19 protein-coding genes and 1 pseudogene are annotated in these 20,052 nt (G+C 71.3%); 8 read left to right on the forward strand and 12 right to left on the reverse strand.

What is annotated here, in order from left to right; translation table 11 throughout:
- Nucleotides 1-45: 45 nt before the first annotated feature.
- From LWC33_RS24110 to LWC33_RS24140, 8 genes are all read right to left on the reverse strand, one after another.
- Nucleotides 46-1,263, reverse strand: coding sequence for an SAM-dependent methyltransferase (locus LWC33_RS24110; RefSeq protein WP_233306762.1), 1,218 nt, complete (start codon nucleotides 1,261-1,263; stop codon nucleotides 46-48).
- Between the two features lie 68 nt (nucleotides 1,264-1,331).
- Nucleotides 1,332-2,093 (reverse strand): DUF1365 domain-containing protein, encoded by a 762-nt coding sequence (locus LWC33_RS24115; RefSeq protein ID WP_372476685.1) that lies wholly within the window; start codon nucleotides 2,091-2,093, stop codon nucleotides 1,332-1,334.
- A 32-nt stretch (nucleotides 2,094-2,125) separates the two neighbouring features.
- Nucleotides 2,126-3,361: an NAD(P)/FAD-dependent oxidoreductase gene (locus LWC33_RS24120; RefSeq protein ID WP_233306764.1), complete on the reverse strand. Its 1,236-nt coding sequence runs from the start codon at nucleotides 3,359-3,361 to the stop codon at nucleotides 2,126-2,128.
- 356 nt (nucleotides 3,362-3,717) lie between these two features.
- Nucleotides 3,718-4,410 carry a fasciclin domain-containing protein gene (locus LWC33_RS24125; protein ID WP_233306765.1) on the reverse strand — a complete coding sequence of 231 codons (693 nt, stop codon included), beginning with the start codon at nucleotides 4,408-4,410 and terminating at the stop codon, nucleotides 3,718-3,720.
- A 127-nt stretch (nucleotides 4,411-4,537) separates the two neighbouring features.
- Nucleotides 4,538-4,828, reverse strand: a complete 291-nt coding sequence (locus LWC33_RS36225) for a molybdopterin-binding protein (protein ID WP_308190995.1) — start codon at nucleotides 4,826-4,828, stop codon at nucleotides 4,538-4,540.
- Nucleotides 4,810-5,589, reverse strand: coding sequence for a hypothetical protein (locus LWC33_RS24130; protein ID WP_308190996.1), 780 nt, complete (start codon nucleotides 5,587-5,589; stop codon nucleotides 4,810-4,812). Before LWC33_RS24130 ends, LWC33_RS36225 begins: the two co-directional genes overlap by 19 nt.
- Nucleotides 5,590-5,837: 248 nt before the next feature.
- Nucleotides 5,838-6,302: an anti-sigma factor gene (locus LWC33_RS36605; protein ID WP_372476684.1), complete on the reverse strand. Its 465-nt coding sequence runs from the start codon at nucleotides 6,300-6,302 to the stop codon at nucleotides 5,838-5,840.
- Between the two features lie 452 nt (nucleotides 6,303-6,754).
- Entirely contained in the window at nucleotides 6,755-7,543 is a 789-nt protein-coding gene (locus tag LWC33_RS24140; protein ID WP_233306767.1) for an RNA polymerase sigma factor, read from the reverse strand.
- A gap of 318 nt (nucleotides 7,544-7,861) precedes the next feature.
- Between LWC33_RS24140 and LWC33_RS24145 the strand changes: the two are divergent.
- From LWC33_RS24145 to LWC33_RS24180, 8 genes and pseudogenes are all read left to right on the forward strand, one after another.
- A pseudogene (locus LWC33_RS24145) lies at nucleotides 7,862-8,266 on the forward strand (diaminopimelate decarboxylase family protein); the annotation flags it as partial.
- A 230-nt stretch (nucleotides 8,267-8,496) separates the two neighbouring features.
- Entirely contained in the window at nucleotides 8,497-9,099 is a 603-nt protein-coding gene (locus tag LWC33_RS24150; RefSeq protein WP_233306768.1) for a hypothetical protein, read from the forward strand.
- 252 nt (nucleotides 9,100-9,351) lie between these two features.
- Entirely contained in the window at nucleotides 9,352-9,453 is a 102-nt protein-coding gene (gene kdpF / locus LWC33_RS24155) for a K(+)-transporting ATPase subunit F (protein WP_233306769.1), read from the forward strand.
- 1 nt (nucleotide 9,454) lies between these two features.
- Nucleotides 9,455-11,098, forward strand: a complete 1,644-nt coding sequence (gene kdpA, locus LWC33_RS24160; protein ID WP_233306770.1) for a potassium-transporting ATPase subunit KdpA — start codon at nucleotides 9,455-9,457, stop codon at nucleotides 11,096-11,098.
- An 8-nt stretch (nucleotides 11,099-11,106) separates the two neighbouring features.
- Complete coding sequence (gene kdpB, locus LWC33_RS24165) at nucleotides 11,107-13,164, forward strand: potassium-transporting ATPase subunit KdpB (protein WP_233306779.1); 2,058 nt, start codon at nucleotides 11,107-11,109, stop codon at nucleotides 13,162-13,164.
- A gap of 1 nt (nucleotide 13,165) precedes the next feature.
- Complete coding sequence (locus tag LWC33_RS24170; protein ID WP_233306771.1) at nucleotides 13,166-13,753, forward strand: potassium-transporting ATPase subunit C; 588 nt, start codon at nucleotides 13,166-13,168, stop codon at nucleotides 13,751-13,753.
- A gap of 59 nt (nucleotides 13,754-13,812) precedes the next feature.
- Nucleotides 13,813-16,374, forward strand: coding sequence for a DUF4118 domain-containing protein (locus LWC33_RS24175; protein ID WP_233306772.1), 2,562 nt, complete (start codon nucleotides 13,813-13,815; stop codon nucleotides 16,372-16,374).
- The gene (locus LWC33_RS24180; RefSeq protein WP_233306773.1) at nucleotides 16,371-17,105 is read left to right on the forward strand and encodes a response regulator; all 735 of its coding nucleotides are present in this window, start codon (nucleotides 16,371-16,373) and stop codon (nucleotides 17,103-17,105) included. Before LWC33_RS24175 ends, LWC33_RS24180 begins: the two co-directional genes overlap by 4 nt.
- A gap of 15 nt (nucleotides 17,106-17,120) precedes the next feature.
- On the opposite strand, the gene LWC33_RS24185 is transcribed toward LWC33_RS24180, so the two are convergent.
- Genes LWC33_RS24185 through LWC33_RS24200 form a run of 4 tightly spaced genes read right to left on the reverse strand, consistent with a single transcriptional unit; the run spans nucleotide 17,121 to nucleotide 19,399 of the window.
- Nucleotides 17,121-17,885 (reverse strand): ABC transporter permease, encoded by a 765-nt coding sequence (locus LWC33_RS24185; RefSeq protein WP_233306775.1) that lies wholly within the window; start codon nucleotides 17,883-17,885, stop codon nucleotides 17,121-17,123.
- Complete coding sequence (locus tag LWC33_RS24190) at nucleotides 17,882-18,703, reverse strand: ABC transporter ATP-binding protein (RefSeq protein WP_233306776.1); 822 nt, start codon at nucleotides 18,701-18,703, stop codon at nucleotides 17,882-17,884. The genes LWC33_RS24185 and LWC33_RS24190 overlap by 4 nt, the downstream gene beginning before the upstream one ends.
- Nucleotides 18,700-19,068, reverse strand: coding sequence for a DUF1048 domain-containing protein (locus LWC33_RS24195; protein WP_233306777.1), 369 nt, complete (start codon nucleotides 19,066-19,068; stop codon nucleotides 18,700-18,702). The genes LWC33_RS24190 and LWC33_RS24195 overlap by 4 nt, the downstream gene beginning before the upstream one ends.
- Nucleotide 19,069: 1 nt before the next feature.
- Nucleotides 19,070-19,399: a PadR family transcriptional regulator gene (locus LWC33_RS24200; protein WP_233306780.1), complete on the reverse strand. Its 330-nt coding sequence runs from the start codon at nucleotides 19,397-19,399 to the stop codon at nucleotides 19,070-19,072.
- Nucleotides 19,400-20,052: the final 653 nt, after the last annotated feature.

Here is a 20,052-nt window from a genome sequence, read left to right on the forward strand (position 1 = left end):
GCGGTGCGCGGAGCACCACGTCCCACACCCCAACAGGTCAGCGGGTCAGCGGGTGAGGCAGAGCTGGTGGACGTCGAGGTGGCCGGCGCGAAAGCCCGCCTCGCAGTAGCCGAGGTAGAACTCCCACATCCGGCGGAAGGTCTCGTCGAAGCCGAGCCCGCGGACCTCGGCCCAGCGGGACAGGAACCGGGCACGCCAGTGGTGCAGGGTGCGGGCGTAGTCCGCGCCGAGCGAGCGACGCTCGGCGATACGCAACGACGAGTGCCCCGCCAGCCCGCGCTCGATCGCCTCCGTTGACGGGATCCGGCCGCCGGGGAAGACGTACTTGTGGATCCAGGTGTAGTCGTTGCGCGAGACACGAAGCCGGTCGTCGGGCATGGTGCTGGCCTGCAGGCCGACCCGGCCGCCCGGCTTGAGCAGCCGGTCCAGCGTGGCGTAGTAGGTGGGCCAGTACCGTTCGCCGACGGCCTCGATCATCTCCACCGAGACCACGGCGTCGTAGCTGCCGCGGGCCTCGCGGTAGTCGCGCAGCAGGACCTGCACCCGGTCGGCCACCCCGGCCTCGACGATCCGGCGCTGCGCGAGCGAGGCCTGCTCCGCCGAGATCGTGAGCGTGGTGACACGCGCGCCCCGCTGCGCCGCGCGGATCGCCAGCCCGCCCCACCCGGTACCGATCTCCAGGACATGCGTTCCCGCGGTGACCCCGGCGAGGTCGAGGACGGCGTCGATCTTGCGTTCCTGGGCGCCGACGAGGTCATCGGAGCCCGACGCGAACCAGCCGGAGGAATACGACATCGTCTCGTCGAGGAACAGCGCGAACAGCTCGTTGGACAGGTCGTAGTGGCGGTGGATGTTCTCCCGCGCGCCCTCGACGCTGTTGAGCTCCTCGACCGGTTGCCGGGCCTCGACCCACCGCCGGGCCAGGCGCTGGAGCACCGGCGGGACGAGGGTGGCCAGCGTCGCGGCGAACGGGGTGAGCACGGACGGGAGGTCCTCGGCGGTCCAGTCACCGACCATGTAGGCCTCACCGAACCCGATCTTCGAGTCGTTGCCCAGGCGGCGGAAGAAGGCCGCGGGCCGCGCGATCCGCATGACCGGCGCAGTGGCGTCGCCGGCACCGAGGACCTCCCCGCCCGCCAGCTCGACCCGCACCGGCAGGGCCCGCACGGCCCGCCGGAACAGTGCCTCGGCGACACGAGCCTTGATCGGCGCGCCGGGCACGGCGGCCAGCCCCGGCCAGACGCCCTCGTTCGGACGCGGCACTGGATGCGGCACTGGGCGCGGAACCAGGCGCGGTGGTGCGACCGTGTTCTCGATGGGCTGTCGGACGGTCACTGGACTCCCTCCTGGGGGCGGTGGGTGGGACGCGGCAGGACCGGCAGCCGGCGCAGCCACAGGCGGATCCCGTGGAAGCGGATCAGCGTGGACGTGCGGTGGGTGACGAGTGGGCGGCGCAGCAGCGTCGCGGCCAACGCCAGCGGCGTAGCCGGCCGGCGGGTGCCGGTCACCGTGGCGGTCAGGGCGGTGACCCCGTCGCGGCACAGCGTGATCGCCAGCGCGAGCCGGTCGTCCGGCTCGGGCACCGACAGGTGGTACTCGCCGTCGACGGTGAAAAACGGCGAGACGAAGAAGTCCTTGGCGATCGTCGTGCGGCCGTCGGCGTCAGGGCGGAGCAGGTAGCAGTGCCGCTCGCCGTAGGTGTTGTGCACCTCCGCGATCACGCAGGCCAGCTCGCCGGTGTCGCGGTGACACCAGAACACGGTCAACGGGTTGAACACATACCCGGCGCAGCGGGCGTGAGCGAGCATGCGGACCCGCCCGCCACGCAGGTCCACGCCCTGACCCGCGAGGTAGGCGTCGACGTTCTCCCGCAGGGTGCGGTCGGGGTCGCCCATGTGGTCCCGCGCCTCGAACCGGGCGAACGGGCGCAGCGCCCGCGGCAGTCGGGGGAGCCCGTCGAGGTCGACCAGCCACAGATAGAGGCTGTGCCGGAAGCCGTACTCCAGTGCCTCGCGCCGAACGTGCCGGACCTCGACCGCGTAGAGCTGTGCACCCGAGACGGTGCCGACGCACCGCGTCGCCTTGACGGACACGGAACCCGCCGGGGAAGTCGCCACGGTCGTGCTCACCAGCGCGCTCCGAACGCCTCCGCCGCCCGGACCCCGGACAGGCAGCCGTCCTCGTGGAAACCCCAACCGTGGTAGGCGCCGGCGAAGGCGGTGAGCCCGGTGGTCAGCTCGGGCAGCCGCCGCTGCGCCGCGACCGACTCACGCGTGTAGATCGGGTGCTCGTAGACCATGCGCGCGACCACCCGCGACTCGTCGACGCGGCCCGCCCCGTTCAGGGTGACGACGAACGGGCCGCCCTCGAGCCGCTGCAGCCTGGTCATGTCGTAGCTGACCAGCACCGACGAGTCGGCCGACGCACACGTCGGCTTCAGGTAGTTCCAGCTGGCGCGAGCCTGCGGGGCGCGGGGCAGCAGCGAGGTGTCGGCGTGTAGCCAGGTCTCGTTGCGCGAGTATGCGAAACCACCCAGCACCTTGCGCTCGTCGCCGGTCGGGTCGGCCAGCAGCCGCAGGGCCTGGTCGGGATGGGTGGCGACGACGACGCGGTCGAAGCGCTGCACCCGGTCGTCGTGGGTGCGGACCTCGACGCCCGTACCGCGGGTGACATGGCGGACCGGGGCCTCGGTGCGGACCTCGGGCAGCTCCTTGACGATCCGCTCGACGTAGGTGCGCGACCCGCCGACCACCGTGCGCCACTGTGGCGACCCGCTGACCGACAGCAGGCCGTGATGGTCGAGGAAGGTGAACAAGTAGCGGGCCGGGTAGGCAAGCGAGACGTGCGCGCCGGCCGACCACACACACGACACCACCGGGATCACGAAGTGATCCACGAAGTAGCGCGAGTAGCCGCCGATCGCGAGGAAGGCGCCGAGGGTGACCTCACCGGCGCGCTCATCGGCGAGCACCCGCCGGGCGTGCCGGTGAAACCGCAGGACTTCGCCCAGCATCCGCAGGTACCGCGGCCGAGCCACCATGCCTGGTGTCGGGAACAGCCCCGCCAGCCTGCGCGCGCCCGCATACTCCAGCCCGCAACCCTCGCACCGGACACTCATCGACATCTCCGCGTCCTGGGTCGGCACATCGAGCTCGCGGAGCAGCCGTAGCAGTGTCGGGTAGGTCCGGTCGTTGTGGACGATGAAACCCGAGTCGACCTGCGCTGCCCCGAGATCGTGAGTGTGGGCGTGCCCGCCCAGCCGCGGGTCGGCCTCGAACAAGGTGACGTCGTGGGTGCGGTTCAGCAGGTGGGCGGCGGTCAGGCCGGCCACACCGCTGCCGATCACTGCGACCGTACTCATCGGACTCCTGTGAGGACCTGGGGCGCCCGGTGCTGGACTGCCACCAGGCGTTCGCGATCACCGGCTCCTCCGGTTCGACGCGCGCTCGTCGGAGGCACACCTATCGCGGGGGAAGGGACAACAGCGGGCCGGTCACGTCGTCGCGGCTGCCGAACTGCCGGCCGGTCCGACAACGCGGTGTGCAAGCGCCGGCCTCCTACGTGGGGCTGGGGCGCCCGGCGGGCAGCGCTTCCAGGCAGGGCCGGTGGCACGTGTTGACGTGAGCCGTGAAGAGTGAGGTTCGGCGCAAAAAGCGACAGCGAGCATGCCGCCGCGCCCTCGCCGGCTGACGAGGGGCGCGGGTGGCTGCGCCGGGATCAGCTCGCCGGCATGAGCACCTTGTCGATCACGAACACCGTGGCGTTCGAGGTCGGGATGTTGCCGCACAACACGTTCGCGGTGTTGCCCTTGCCGTCGGTGATGGTCGGGGCCTGCGCGGTGCCGCCGATCTTGAGGGTGCCGCCGGAGAGTTCGGTGGTGGTACCGGCGGCGACCAGGCCCTGGGCGTCGTAGCGCTGCGGGACCACGTGGTAGCTGAGCAGGCCCGACAGCTGCTGCTGGTTGGCCAGCAGCTTGTTGAACGCCGGGGCGCCGATCTGGGACTTCACCGCGTCGAACGCGCCGTTGTAGGGGGCGAACACGGTGATGGCCTTCTGCTGGTTGAGGGTGTCTGCCAGCCCGGGCACCTTGCCCACGGCGGTGACCAGCGTGGAGAGCAGCGGGTTGGTGCTGGCCGCGGTGGCCACGGGCTGCGGGCCCATGGCGTTGAGCGATCCGGGGGCGTCGCCTTGCGGCAGCTGGCCGCAGGCCGGGCCGAAGACGTCGGCGTTGGTGGTCACTCCGGCGGACATGGCCCCCGAGGCCGGCGCGGCCGACATCGGCGCGGACGCCGGCGCGGGCATCGCGGCGGACGGCGTGGACGAGGACGAGGCGCCCGAGGAGCAGGCGGCCAGGGTCACGGTCAGCGCGGCGATCGCAGCGGCGGCGGCGAGCCGGAAAGGCTTGTTCATCTCAGGGATCCCTCCTGGGGCGCCGGCCCGGATCCTCCGGGCCTTCCACTCAGAGTTCGGCACCCGGCTCCGTGCGGTTCGAAGAAAGTTCCGCATCGAATTTCCGCGCGGATCGGTTCGGCGCCGATCAGGTGACGCGGAAGATGGTCGCCGGCCACCCGGAAGCCCCGTCGGGGATGGGGTCGGTGCGTGTTTCTGCCTGAACTTGCCCCGCCGCGTCCGTGGCCCGCGATTGCACGGTGTGGCTGCCCGGGCCCAGGTCGAACTCGATCGTCCACATCCGCCAGGTGCGGCCGTTCACCGCCGTGGACAGGGTGGCCCCGCGCCACGGCCCGCCGTCCATCCGCACCTCGACCCGCTCGATGCCGACCGGCTGGGACCAGGCGATCCCCGCGCACGTCACCCGCCCGGCGGGCACGGAGGCGAAGCCGCGGGGACGGTCCCACAAAGTTGGCCGTGGACACCAAGTCCCCACCGATCGGGTTCGACACACACGTCATGGTGACGGTCCGCTCGACCAGCGGGCGGCCCAGCAGGTCGACAGCACGGTCTCCCGGCCGACCATGCCGTGCACCCGCATGGCCAGTCCTCGGCGCGCAGCTGCGGCACCTGCAGGGCGGTGTCGATCCGGTGGAACCCGGCGTTGGAGGTGAGGAAGGTGGGGGTGCCGAACGCGGCGAAATCCGCGCCCGCCGGGATCGCGGGAGCGCGCTCGGCAAGGCGAGCCCGGGCGAGCCGGTCGGTCACCGCGCGCCGCGCGTCAGTGACACCGCCGCCGAGCAGCAGGCTCGCGCCGCCCGCAGCCACCGCAGCCACCGCGACCCCGCCGATCAGCACCGCCCGCCGCGCGATGCCGCTGCGGGCGGGCCGGGCAGGCCGGGCGGTCCGGGCGGGGCGGGCGGCGCGGTGCAGCAGCACGAACGTCGGGACCCCGACCGCCAGGGCCACCAGCGGTGCGATGAGCGCGGCGGCCCGCAAGGACGCTCCGCTGACCACCGCGGTCGTCCCGGCCAGGCCCAGCACCGCTATCACCGCGATCCCGGGGCCGGCCCGGCGCCGGGACGCCAGCCCGGCCGCCGCCGCGACGAGTGCGATCGCCGCCATTCCGCCGAGCAGGACCGGCTTGTCCGCAGTGCCGAACGTCGTCTTGGCGAACTCGGTCAACGGCTCGGGGGACAACCGGATGACAGTGTCCCGACTGCCAGGAACGGCGAGGACGTCGGGGCAACCAGCGCAGCGGCGAGATTGCCGAATCCGAGGGCGGCACCGACCGCGACGATCCCGATCAGCGCCGCGAGGGGCCGCCCGATCGCCTCGTCCGATGTGGCGGCCGGTCCTGCGGAATCTGTGAGGGTCACGCGGGAGATTCGCGCCGGGCGCCGATCTGGTTCGGGCCCACGCCCGAGCCTCTACACCGCCCCTCCGGCCTACACCGCCCCCTCGGCCACCACCCGGCTCGGCGCGGCCGGAGCGACCCGCCCGGGCTCAAGCGAGATCGCGAACTGCGTGTAGCCGGCCCCGCCGGCCCCCGCTTCTACCGACTCCACGCCCGTGACGTCGGCGGGCACGTCAAAGGTGCCGAGCGGAGCCGGGGTTCCCCCGGCCGGCAGGCCCCACAGGACATAGATCCGGTCGTTGCCGTTGGCCGGCAGGCCGACGGGCAGGACCCTCCGGTCCGGACCACGCATCATGGCCACGGCAACCACCGCCCCACCGCCCGGGGGCGAGAGGAAGGCGGACGTGGTCCCCGGCTCACCCAGCTGTTGCACCATGGCGACGATCGACTGGACGCGGGCCGTCTCGACGTCGCGCTGCGCCTTCAGCTGGGCGCTGTATACGCCCAGCCCCGCGATCGCCGCCGCCGCGACCAGGGCGGCGATCGCGCCTGCCACGACCCGCCCACGCACCCCGCGACGCCCGCGACCCGGGCCGGAACCCGCATCCCCGACCGGGCCGCTCCCGGTGGACCGCCGCGAGGCGGTGTCGGCCGGGGATTGAGACTCCGACCGCACCTCCGGCGGTCCCGGGGGCGCTACCGGGGGCGCTGCCGGGGCAGGCGGCCGGGCGACCGGCCCGGTCGTGGGGTGGGGACTGCCCAGGTCCTGAGGAGTCCGCGCCGCGGCGTCCAGGATCCGATCGCGCAGGCCCGGCGGCGGCTCGCTCGGTTCGACCGCCCCGCCCAGCGCGGAAAGCGTCTCCTGAAGCTCACCGACGAGCGCCCGGCACGAGGAACATTCCTGTAGGTGGCGCAACACCTCCGCCTCCTCCCCCGGCTCGGTCGCGTGCACCACCGAGGCGACCACGTCCTCCTCGAACGGACAGCCCCGCGCGTGCGCCCCACTCATCACGCACCTCCCTCCGTGACGAGACCGTCACCAGCGATCGGGCCCAACGCCACCCGCAGCCGCGCCAGCCCGGTGAACATCCGCGACTTCACCGTCCCGAGCGGCACGCCGGTCAAGGCCGCGACCTCCCGCTGGGTGTAACCGCCGTAATAGGCCAGCGCCAGAGCCTGCCGTTGCTCCGTCGGCAACCCGCCGAGGGCGTCACGCACCTGACCGGCAACCACCGCCCCCAACGCCTGCTGGTCCGCCCCCGGCCCAGCAGGCGTCACAGCACCGCCGCTGTCCTCGACCGGCTCCGTCCGACGCCGAATCGTGGCCTCGCGCCGCACCGCATCGACCGCCTTGTGATGCACCAGCGTCAGCAACCAGGTCACGAAGGCACCGCGTCCGGCGTCGAAGCGCCCGGGGTCACGCCACAGCGCGAGGAACACCTCCTGGACCACGTCCTCGGCCAACCCCTCATCGGCACAGATGCGCCGCGCGAGCGACCACGCCCGGCGTTCGTGCCGGTCATAGAGCTCGGCGAGCGCCCGATCATCCCCCTCGGCCAGCCGGCCGACGAGGATCCTGTCGACCTCAGCCCCGGCGCCCGATCGGTGCGAGTCGCAGGGAAGCCTCGGCGGCAGTCCCGCACCGTCGGCAACATCCACCACCAGCGAGCCCCTCACGATCTGTATTCGGTGCCGGCCCGCCGGCCGGTTCGCCGACATCCTGCCCGAAGAGCGATCACGCCCGAACGAGCGAGGTGACTCCGGACCGAAATCGACGCCCGGATCAAGCCAGCCCACAGATCATCCTCCCGGTGTTGCGCCGGACGCCCCCGGCCAGGCCGACTCCGACGTACTGACCGCCGTTGACACCGACCCACACCTGTCCTCGGAGTGTGGATGACCTTCCTCTGCTCACCGCACCAGGCAACGGGCGAACAGCGCGCGACCGGGGACCTGGGGCGCATGTTTCTGAGGGGTCGACCACGATGGCGCATCGCTCCTGGCCTACGACCACTGAAGCGCAGCAACGCCGCCATAGCGCGACGAACGTGAACAACAACTGCAACGCCTCGCCACCCCGCTGCGGGCCAGGTAGGGTGCTGGCCGGGGTGGCGGCTACCACGACTGGTCCTGGAGCCGGGGCGGGCGATCGTGGCGCGGGCGGGCATCACGGTGTACCGGGTGTGGGCGGTCAAGCACATCGGCGACACGACCTACGTCGCCGTCGACGGCGGGATGAGCGACAATCCCAGCCCGGCGCTCTATGGCGACCACTATCCGGTGCGCCGGATCGGCCGGCCCGTCCGGGTGCTGCTTTCGCCGGTGACCGTCGTCGGGCGGCACTGCGAGTCGACGGACCGGATCGCCGAGGGCGCGCCATTGCCCGCAGACGTTGCGCTCGGTGACCTGCTCGCGGTCCCCTGCACGGGCGTATACACCCGGTCGATGGCCTCGAGCTACAACGCTGTCGCCCGGCCACCGATGCCCGGTGTCCGTGGGGGCGCTGCTCTGCCTCTTTGACGGTCCGACGGTCGAGCCTGGTGTGCCGCCCGCGCGAGGGGTGTGGATGCGGCGTCGGCTCGTGGCTCGACCGCCCCTGCGGGGCTGTGGGGCGAGAGGACAGACATCCGGGGAGTGGCGGTGCCGCCGCGGACACCTCGGATGAGGAACGGGACGGCGTCGGGTTCCGCAGATTACCGTTTCCCAGATGAACCGACGACGATCTGCAACGGCTCCGGTGCGGGGCCGGCGTGGGCGATCGCGATGCGGAGGATCAACTCGTCGAGCTTGCGTCCGAGCGAGGGGATCTCGTCGAGCTCCGCCGACTGGCCGCTGCGGGCCTCGAACGGTGCTTGCCTCGAATCGTGAACCGACAGTTCCCGCCCCTCGCTCTTGGCTGGGCGGTCCTGCTGCCTCTGGCGGCGGCCGCGGGTTTGATCCCGCAATGGGCGCGCCGCGAGCTGGACCAGGCCGGACGCCGTGAGGCCTACCTCGCGGGTGTGGCCAAGGCCGCACGTCTCGCCGGGGAGGGCGGTGAGAACCTGGTCGACCTCGTCAGCCGCATGATCACCGAGGTGCTTGACCTCGACGAGTGCCGGTTCACCCCCGAGCTTCCGCGTCAGGACCGCCCACGCCTCACCAGCGACGGCAGCGTCTGGCGTGGCCGGACTGTCGACGTCGAACGTGAGGGCTTCCCCACGATGGACGTCGTCGAGCTCCCCGTGCGTGACGGTGTCGGGACCTTCCTGCTGACCGCGTCGACGCGGGCGCGGCGTCCGAGCGTGGAGCAGCGTCAGGTGGCGGTGACCCTGGCGAGCCAGATCGGCCTCACCAGCGCGCTGCCCGAGCGCTGAGCTGAGAGCCCGGGTCGGTGACGGGCGTCTCCTGGCCGTCAAGATCGCATCAATGTTGCTGGTGGGAGCGTCAAGGTCTCGTTGGGATTCCCCCGCGGCCGCGCCGGAGGACTCAGACTCGGCGACGCCTCCGCCGGACGGTCCGGCGGGGAGGTTCCTGAGGAGTTGTCCGGTGGCCGATGTGCTCTACGCACTGCTGCTGGTCGGCGGGTTCGCCGTGCTGGCGCTGTGCCTGCGTGGCCTGGAGCGCCTGTGAGTACCGGCGAGGTCGTGACGAACGTCGTGGGCGGGGTGGTCGCGCTGGCACTGCTCGTCTACCTCGTGGTCGCCCTCCTGCGACCGGAGAGGTTCTGACGTGAACGACACCGTCGCCGGCCTGCTGCAGGTCGTGCTCCTGCTGGTGTTGCTGGCCGCCTGCTACGCCCCGCTCGGGGACTACATGGCGAAGGTCTTCACCAGCGAGCGGCACTGGCGCGCGGAGGCCGTGCTCTACCGGATCGTGCGGGTCGATCCGTCGTCCGGGCAGCGCTGGCCCGTCTACGCTGCCGGTGTCCTCGGCTTCTCGTTCGTGTCGATCGTGCTGCTCTACCTGCTGCAGCGTCTGCAGCCGATCCTGCCGGCATCGTTCGATCGCGGTGCGGTTGGCCCGGCGACCGCCTTCAACACGGCGATCTCGTTCGTCACCAACACGAATTGGCAGTCCTACGTGCCCGAGCAGACGCTCGGCAATACGGTGCAGATGGCCGGGCTGACCGTGCAGAACATCTTGTCCGCCGCACTCGGTATCGCCATCGCCGTCGCGTTGATCCGGGGCTTTCTCCGCAGCAACACCGACCGGATCGGCAATTTCTGGGTCGACCTCACGCGCGCCACGGTCCGCATCATGCTGCCCTTCGGGTTCGTCGCCGCCGTGCTGCTGGTGATCATGGGCGTGACGATGTCGCTGCACTCCGGGGGCGACATCGGCGGCTCGACCTACCCGTTGGCCCCTGCTGCGTCCCAGGAAGCGGTCAAGCAGCTCGGCACGAACGGCGGCGGGATCTTCAACGCCAACTCGGCACACCCGTTCGAGAACCCGAACCCGCTGTCCAACTTGTTCGAGATCTTCCTGATGCTGGTCATCCCCGTTTCGTTGACGCGCACGTTCGGGACGATGGTCGGCAACCGCCGGCAGGGCACCGTCCTGCTCTCGGTGATGGGTGGGCTGTGGGCGGTCATGCTCACCCTGGCCTGGCTGTCCGAGACACACCCCACCGGCGCGGCAGGCATCGCAGCCGGGGGCATGGAGGGCAAGGAGCTCCGCTTCGGCATCCCCGGCTCCATCCTGTTCGGGGTCTCGACGACCGGCACCTCGACCGGTGCGATCAACTCGTTGCACGACAGCTACTCCGGCGGTGCGGGCGGCGTCACGCTGCTGAACATGCTGTTCGGCGAGGTCGCGCCGGGTGGCGTCGGCGCCGGGCTGTACGGGCTGCTGGTCCTGGCGATCATCGCGGTGTTCCTGGCGGGGCTGATGGTCGGCCGCACGCCAGAGTACCTGGGCAAGAAGCTCGGCCGCCGCGAGGTCACCGCCGCTGCGGTGTCGATCCTGGTGATGCCGTCGGTGGTGTTGATCGGGGCGGGGCTGGCGATCGCGTTGCCTGGCACGCTTGACGCGCTGAACAACGACGGCGCCCATGGCTTCTCCGAGGTCCTCTACGCCTATGCCAGCGCGGCGAACAACAACGGGTCGGCGTTCGCCGGGCTGACCGTGACCAGCGACTTCTTCCAAACGACGCTCGGGATAGCGATGCTGCTCGGCCGGTTCGTGCCGATCCTGGCGATCCTGGCGCTGGCCGGGTCCCTCGCCCAGCAGAAGCGGGTCGACGCCGGGGCCGGCACGCTCGCCACGGACAAGCCGCTGTTCGGTCTCCTCGTCGGCGGGACGATCGTCCTGGTCGCCGCCCTCACCTTCTTCCCGGCGCTCGCGCTGGGTCCCCTCGCGGAGGCACTGGCATGACACGCAGCATGACCACCCCCACCCTGGAACGGGCCGCCGAGGAGACGGTCTCCTCGGGCAGCCCGGTGAAGGCCGGCGCGTTCCGGCCCGCGCAGCTGTGGGCCGCGCTGCCCGACGCGCTGCGCAAGCTCGACCCCCGCACCCAGCTGCGCAACCCCGTCATGTTCGTGGTGTGGGTCGGCTCGGTGCTGGTCACGCTGGACGCGATCTCGCAGCCGACGCTGTTCGGCTGGCTGATCGCCGTCTGGCTGTGGTTCACCGTGCTCTTCGCGAACCTCGCCGAGGCCGTCGCGGAGGGCCGCGGCAAGGCGCAGGCCGAGTCGCTGCGCCGCACCCAGCGCGACACCATCGCCCGCCGGCTGCGCGCCGACGGGTCCGAGGAGCAGATCGGCGGCGCGGAGCTGCGGATCGGCGACCGGGTGGTCGTCGAGGCCCGTGAGACGATCCCCGGCGACGGCGACGTCGTCGAGGGCATCGCGACCGTGGACGAGTCGGCGATCACCGGCGAGTCCGCGCCGGTGGTGCGCGAGGCCGGCGGCGACCGCTCCAGCGTCACGGGCGGGACGACGGTGCTGTCCGACCGGATCGTCGTGAAGATCACGACCAGGCCGGGGGAGTCCTTCGTCGACCGGATGATCGCGCTGGTCGAGGGCGCCTCGCGACAGAAGACGCCCAACGAGATCGCCCTGACCATCCTGTTGTCCGCGTTGACGATCATCTTCCTGCTCGCTGTCGTCGCACTGCAACCGATGAGCGCCTACGCCGGCGGCCCGCAGTCCGTGGTCGTGCTGGTGGCCCTGCTGGTCTGCCTGATCCCGACGACGATCGGGGCGCTGCTCTCCGCCATCGGCATCGCCGGCATGGACCGGCTCGTGCAGCGCAACGTGCTGGCCAAGTCCGGCCGGGCCGTCGAGGCCGCCGGTGACATCGACACGCTGCTGCTGGACAAGACCGGCACCATCACCTTCGGCAACCGGCAGGCCACCGAGCTCATCCCCGTGCATGGCGCGACCATCGAGGAACTCGCCGAGGCCGCCCGGCTGTCCAGCCTCGCCGACCAGACCCCGGAAGGCCGCAGCGTCGTCGCCCTGTGTGCCCGCGAGTACGGCCTACCCGCCGAAGCCACGACCGACGAGGCGCGTGCGGAGTTCGTGCCGTTCACCGCACAGACCCGGATGTCCGGCCTCGACATCGGCGACCGCCGGATCCGCAAGGCCGCCGCCCAGACGCTGTTGGCGGCGACGGGCGTGCAGAGCGGTGAGGTGCAGCGCTGGGTCGACCTCATCTCCGACGAGGGCGGCACGCCGCTCGTCGTCGCCGACGATGACCGGGTGCTGGGCGTGGTCCGGCTGTCCGACGTGGTCAAGCCCGGTATCGCGCAGCGGTTCGCCGAGCTGCGGGCCATGGGCATCCGGACCGTCATGGTCACCGGGGACAACCCTCGCACCGCGCGGGCGATCGCGGCCCAGGCCGGCGTCGACGACCACCTCGCCGAGGCCACGCCAGAGGACAAGATGGCCTACATCCGCAGGGAGCAGGAGGGCGGCCGGCTGGTCGCGATGACCGGCGACGGCACCAACGACGCCCCCGCGCTCGCCCAGGCCGACGTCGGGGTCGCGATGAACACGGGGACGGCCGCGGCCAAGGAGGCCGGCAACATGGTCGACCTCGACTCCGACCCGACGAAGCTGATCGAGATCGTGGAGATCGGCAAGCAGCTGCTGATCACCCGCGGCGCGCTGACCACTTTCTCGGTGGCCAACGACCTGGCGAAGTACTTCGCGATCCTGCCCGCGATGTTCGCCGCGCTGTATCCCTCGCTGGGGGCGCTGAACGTCATGGGCCTGCACTCGCCGCAGTCCGCGATCCTCTCCGCGGTGATCTTCAACGCCCTGATCATCATCGTGCTGATCCCGCTCGCCCTGCGCGGCGTGCGCTACCGGCCCACCACGGCGGACCGGCTGCTGCGGCGCAACCTGCTGGTCTACGGCCTCGGCGGCGTCGTGCTGCCGTTCGTCGGGATCTTCCTCATCGACCTGCTGGTCCGACTGATTCCGGGGATGTGACGTGCTCACCAGACTGCGGCGCCAGGCCGGGACCGGCATGCTCGTGCTGGTCGTCTTCACCGTGCTCTGCGGGATCGTCTATCCGCTGGTCGTCTGGGGGGTGTCGCGCATCCCGGGGCTCACCGCGACCGCCGAGGGGACCGGCTCGGTCCCCGTCGTCGGCGTCGACCAGGTGCCGGCCGACCCCGCCGCCGACCCCTACTTCCACACTCGCCCTTCGGCGTCGTCGCAGGACGTCCTCGGCCCGGGCGACACCAGCACCTCCGGGGGCTCGAACAAGGCCCAGGACTCCACGGACCTGCTCGACACTCTCGCCCAGCGCCGCGCCCAGATCGCCCAGCGCGAAGGTGTCGCCCCCGAGGCCGTGCCCGCGGACGCGGTCGCCGCGTCGGCCTCGGGCATCGACCCCGACATCAGCCCGGACTATGCGGCCCTGCAGACCGCCCGGGTGGCGCGGGTGACGGGTCTCCCTGCGGCCAAGGTGCAACGGATTGTGGCGGATGCGACGGACGGGCGCATACTCGGCTTCCTGGGTGAGCCCACGGTGAACGTGCCGAAGCTCAACGCCGCGATCGCGGCCGCACGATAGGCGGGTGAGCCAGCGATGACCGAGCCTCGCACGGCAACCCTGAAGACGGGGGCGCGTCGATGACGGAGCTGTCGCCGTCCACGCCGGCCGGGGAGCTGAGGATCCACCTCGGCGCCGCGCCGGGGGTGGGCAAGACCTACTCCATGTTGTGCGAGGCCCGGCGCCGGCTCGAACGCGGCACCGACATCGTCGTCGGGGTCGTCGAGACCCACGGCCGGAAGAAGACCGCCGAGCTGCTCGACGGGCTCGAGGTCCTGCCGCGCCGGGCCACCCGAGTCGGCAGCGTGGTCGACGGGGAGCTCGACGTCCAAGCGGTCCTCGACCGCGCGCCCGAGGTCGTGCTGATCGACGAGCTCGCGCACACCAACGCGCCGGGCTCCCGCCACAGGAAGCGCTGGCAAGACGTCGAGGAGATCCTCGCCGCCGGCATCGACGTGCTGTCCACGGTGAACGTGCAGCACCTGGAGTCGCTCAACGACGTCGTCGAGCGCATCACCGGGGTGCGGCAACGCGAGACCGTGCCGGACGAGTTCGTGCGCCGCGCCGAGCAGATCGAGCTCGTCGACATCACCCCGGAGGCCCTGCGTCGGCGGCTCGCGCACGGCAACGTCTACGCCGCGGAGAAGGTCGACGCCGCCCTCGCGAACTACTTCCAGGTCGGGAACCTGATCGCCCTGCGCGAGCTGGCGCTGCTGTGGGTCGCCGACGAGGTCGACATCGCCCTGCGGCGCTACCGCAGCGACAAGCAGGTCCGCGAAACCTGGGAGACCCGCGAGCGGGTCGTCGTGGCGCTGACCGGCGGACCGGAGTCCGAGACAGTGCTCCGGCGCGCCACCAGGATCGCGAAGCGGGCCGGTCAGGCCGATCTGCTGGCGGTGCACGTGCTGCGGGGGGACGGGCTGGCCGGCGCGCCGGTCGGGGCGACGAATGCGTTGCGCCGCCTGGCCGACGACGTCGGAGCCAGCTTCCACACCGTCGTCGGTGACTCCGGGGCCGGTGGGGTGTCCGAGGCGCTGCTGGAGTTCGCCCGTGGCGTCAACGCCACCCAGGTCGTGCTCGGCACCTCACGGCGCTCGCGGTTGGCCCGGTTGTTCGACGAGGGCATCGGCGCCCGGGTGATCCAGGAGTCCGGGTCCATCGACATCCACATGGTCACCCACAGCGCCGCCGGCTCGGCGCTGCGGGTGCCCCGGCTGCGCAACGCGCTTCCGGTGAACCGCCGTGTGCTCGGCTGGGTCCTCGGCGTCGTCGGCCCGGTGCTGGCCACCGTGTTCGGGGCGACGCTCAAGGGCGTTGTCGGGCTCTCGACGGACGTCGTGCTGTTCTTCCTCGCCACGATCGTCGCCGCCCTGATCGGTGGCCTCGGACCGGCTCTGGTCGCTGCGCTGCTGGGCGGGCTGCTGCTGAACTTCTTCCTCACCCCGCCGCTCTACTCCTTCACGATCAACGAGCCGGAGAACGCGATCACCGTCGTCGCCATGTTGCTGGTGGCGGTGCTCGTCGCGCTGGTGGTCGACCGGGCCGCGCGGCGCGGTGAACAGGCCGCCCGCGCCCGCACCGAGGCGGCGCTGCTGGCCTCGTTCGCCCGCACCGTGCTGACTCGCGCCGACCCGGTGCCGCGGCTGCTGGAGAAGGTGCGCGAGGTGTTCGGGCTGCGCTGCGTCGCCCTCCTCGAGAGGCAAGGGGAGGAGTGGGTGCGCGTCGCGGTGTCCGGGCCGCCGCAGTGCGGCCGGCCCGAGGACGCGGATGTCGACGTCGAGGTCGAGGAGGGCCTGAACCTGATCGGCACGGGCCGCGCCCTGCCCGCCTACGACCGACGGCTCCTGGAAACCGTCGGCGGCCAGGCGCTGCTCGCCCTGCGGACCCAGCGATCGGCCGAGGAGGCGTTGCACGCCCAGCGCCGCGCGGAAGCCAACGAGGCCCGCAGCGCGCTGCTCTCCGCGGTCGGCCACGACCTGCGCACCCCCCTGACCTCGATCAAGGCCGCCATCGGCAGCCTGCGCGATCCCCTGCTCCCACTCTCCGACGGCGACCGCGGTGAGCTGCTGGAGACCGTCGAGGAGTCGGCGGACCGGCTCACCGGGCTCGTCGACAACCTCCTGGACTCCTCCCGGCTCGCCGCCGGCGCGGTGGATCCGCTGCTCGAGGCCGTCGGCTACGACGAGATCGCCGCACGGGCCCTGATCGGGCTGCCCGAAACGGACCGGATCACCCTCGAGATACCCGCCGACCTGCCCGCCGTCATCGCCGACGTCGGCCTGCTGGAACGGGTCGTCGCCAACCTCGTGGACAACGCCCTGCGCCACGGCGACGGCGCCCCGGTCGTGCTGCGCGCGAGCGCCCACCAGGGCCGCGCGGAGCTGCGCGTCGTCGACTCCGGTCCTGGAGTGCCGAGGAAGAAGCGCGACAAGCTCTTCGCACCGTTCCAGCAGCTCGGCGACCGCCACACCACCGGGGTCGGTCTCGGGCTCTCGGTGGCCCGCGGGCTCACCGAGGTCATGGCGGGCACCCTCGACGCCGAGGACACCCCCGGAGGCGGCCTGACGCTGGTGGTGTCCCTTCCCGTCGCCGTCCATGCCGCCTCCCCACAGGTCGCGGCCCTGCCCGGGACCCACCGATGACCGGCGTCGACGACCGGCCGCGCCCTCGCCCCGTCCGGGACGGGGCCGAGCAGGTCCGGGTGCTCGTCGTCGACGACGACCCGCAGATCCTGCGAGCCCTGCGGATCAACCTGTCCGCGCACGGCTATCAGGTAGCCACCGCCCGCGACGGGCGCTCGGCGCTCACCTCGGTCGGGGACGTCCATCCCGATCTCGTCGTCCTCGACCTGGGGCTGCCCGACCTCGACGGCACGGACGTCATCACCGGGCTGCGGGCCTGGACCCAGGTCCCGATCGTCGTGCTCTCCGCCCGCACCGACTCCGCGGACAAGGTCACCGCACTCGACTCCGGCGCAGACGACTACGTCACCAAGCCCTTCGGGATGGCCGAGCTGCTCGCCCGCCTACGCGCCGCGATCCGCCGCGCGGCCACCACCACCGGCGGCGGGGACAGCACCGTGACGTTCGGGGACGTCGAAGTCGATCTCGCGGCCAAACGCGTCCGGCGGGCCGGCGAGGCGGTGCACCTGACACCCACCGAGTGGGAGATGCTCGAGATGCTCATCCGGCACCGCGGCAAGATCGTCCCGCAGCGCGAGATGCTCCGCCACGTCTGGGGGCCCCGCCACGAGGACCGCACCAACTACCTGCGCGTCTATCTCGCTCAGCTGCGCCGCAAGCTCGAGGCGGACCCCTCGCAGCCGCGGCACCTGCTCACCGAGCCGGGGATGGGCTACCGGCTCGAGATCTGAGGAGCGACCCGAACCTCAGCTGATCTTGCGCTCGAAGAGGACAGTGGCGAAGAGGTAGGCGACGACCAGGATTCCGACGAGCCAGGCCAGGGCGATCCAGATGCTGCTGCCGACGGGCTGCTGGGCGTAGAGCGCGCGCAGCGTGTCGACGATCGAGGTGACCGGCTGGTGGCGGGCGAACCACGCGACCGGGCCCGGCATAGAGTCGGTGGGCACGAACGCCGAGCTGATGAAGGGCAGGAAGATCAGCGGGTAGCTGAACGCGCTGGCGCCGTCGACGGTCTTCGCCGAGAGCCCGGCTACCACCGCGAGCCAGGTCAGCGCGAGGGTGAACAGGTTCAGTACGCCGACGACCGCGAGCCAGGCGCCCACGGAGGCCCCGGTGCGGAACCCCATCGCCAGCGCGACACCGACGACGATCGCGACCGACACCAGATTCGCCACCACCGAGGTCAGCACGTGCGCCCACAGCACGCTCGACCTCGCGATCGGCATCGACTGGAAGCGGTCGAAGATGCCGCCCTCCAGGTCGAGCAACAACCGGTACGAGGTGTACGCCACCCCGGAGGCGATCGTGATGAGCAGGATGCCGGGCAGCATGTAGTTGATGTACGAGCTGCCGGATCCGGTGGTGATCGCGCCGCCGAGCACATAGACGAACAGCAGCATCAACGCGATCGGGGTGACTGCGGTCGTGATGATCGTGTCAGGGCTGCGGAGGATGTGGCGCAGCGAGCGCCCGGTCAGGGCGCCGGTGTCGGCGAGAACGTGCGTGGTCATCCGCATTCCTTCCCTGCCGCGACCGTGCGGTCGCCGGTGGTGTCGGTCCCGCCGGTATCACCGACGAGGGCGAGGAAGACGTCCTCGAGGGAGGGCTGCTTCTCGACGTACTCGACCTCCGCCGCCGGCAGCAGCTTCTTGAGCTCGGCGAGAGTCCCGTTCTGCAGAATCGCGCCCTTGTGCAGGATCGCGATGCGGTCCGCGAGCTGTTCGGCCTCGTCGAGGTACTGCGTGGTGAGCAGCACCGTCGTCCCCCGGCCGGCAAGCTCCTTGACGGTCGCCCACACCTCGATGCGGGCCTGGGGGTCGAGGCCGGTGGTCGGTTCGTCGAGGACGATGACCGGCGGGTCGCCGATCAGGCTCATGGCGATGTCGAGCCGGCGGCGCATACCACCGGAGTAGGTCGACGCCCTGCGGGTGCCCGCCTCGGCGAGCGAGAAGCGCTCCAGCAGGTCATCGGCGATCCGGCCGGGGTTCTTCAGGTGCCGCAGCCGGGCCACCAGCATGAGGTTCTCCCGGCCGGTGAGCACGTCGTCGACCGCAGCGAACTGCCCGGTCAGGCTGATCAACTCGCGCACGTCGCCGGCCCGCCCGGAGACATCGAAGCCGTGGACGGTGGCGGTGCCCGCATCCGCCTTCGACAGGGTCGAGAGGATGCGGACCAACGTGGTCTTCCCCGCGCCGTTGGAACCGAGCAGCGCGAAGATGCTCCCCGTCGGGACCTCGAAGTCGACGCCGCGCAACACCTGCAGGTCGCCGAACGACTTCTCGATGCCCTGGACCCGAATGGCCGGTGCCACGCTCGGTTCGGTGGTCACTTCCGCTCCTGCCGTTCTGCGTCCTCGATGGCCTGGGTCAGGCGGAAGCGCTCCTTGTCGATCCACTGCCTGTCCATGTACGTCTGGGCGAAGGTCTCGGTGAACTCGACCGGGTCCTCGCCGACGATCTCGCGCAGCGGCGTCCCGTCGGCGGCGGCGCGCTCCCACAGATCCGCCAGGTCCCCGAACATCGTGATGAGCGAGTCGCCGTCGGTGATGCCCCCGTAGTAGGTCAGGTACCGGTGCATCGCCTTCGCAGCGGAGAGATACGGCTCGGGGAGCCCGTTGATGCGAGCCGGGTCCTGGCGGTACTGCTTCTTCTGCTCGAGCGAGCCGGTAACCGTCTCGATCCACTTTCTGGCCACGTCAGTCCTCTCCCCGTGTGTGCTCGGTGTGGAGCTTGGCGATGCGCTCGGTCAGGAAGCCCCAGGTCTGCCAGAACCCGTCCAGCTGCTCCCGACCCTTGGCGTTGATCGAGTACACCTTCCGCGGCGGACCCTTCTCCGAGGGCACCTTCTCGACGTCGACGAACCCGTGCTTCTCGATCCGGAGCAGGATCGCGTAGACCGTGCCCTCGACGATGGTCGAGAAGCCCTCGTCCCTCAGCCGTGCCGTGATCTCGTACCCGTACGCCGGCTGCGTCGCGAGGATCGCGAGGACGATTCCCTCCAGCGTGCCCTTGAGCATCTCGGTCATCTGGCTGCTCACGCCCAACCTCCTCCCATCTACTCTGTGTTGCTGAGTACCAGTAGAACGTACCACTAGGTACCGGCGCTCTTCAACACTGCCCATCTCGGCTGCGGGGGACTGATTCCGAGGGCGAGGACATCGTGCCGACGGACAGCACCGACGTCCGCGCTCGTCGCCGGCCCCAGGGATTCTCGTCGTGGCGTCGCTCCAGGCTCGGACGACGCCACAGCATGGATCCCGTCGTGCGCATAGAGAGCCGACTCAGGAGCCGGACAAGACGCTGTATGAAGCCCGCGACGGGCCAGACAGCGCTCACCGCGAGATCGCCCGGGCCACCGACCAGCTCGATCGCCCCTTCGTCCGAGGAACTGACCCGCGACCAGAAATTACCGAGATCGAGGCACAGCTCAGCGCACTCGCGTCCCCTCCGAAGGGGAAGCCAGACCCGGCACTGGTGCCGACGGAGCAGCGGCGCGGGAGTCGGTCTCACTGATCAGGACAGGTCGCGTGCGGCCCAGCTGGCACCATCATCGACGTAGGCGGCCCAGGGCTCGGCCGCCGCCTTCGTCGCCTTGACGTCCACGCTTTCTACGGCCGCGGTTGGCCGGGGTTCCACAGATGATCCGGGTCTGACGACTCGTCCGAGGCTCGCACCGCTG

The organism is Pseudonocardia terrae (assembly GCF_021343995.1).
Lineage (GTDB): Bacteria > Actinomycetota > Actinomycetes > Mycobacteriales > Pseudonocardiaceae > Pseudonocardia > Pseudonocardia terrae.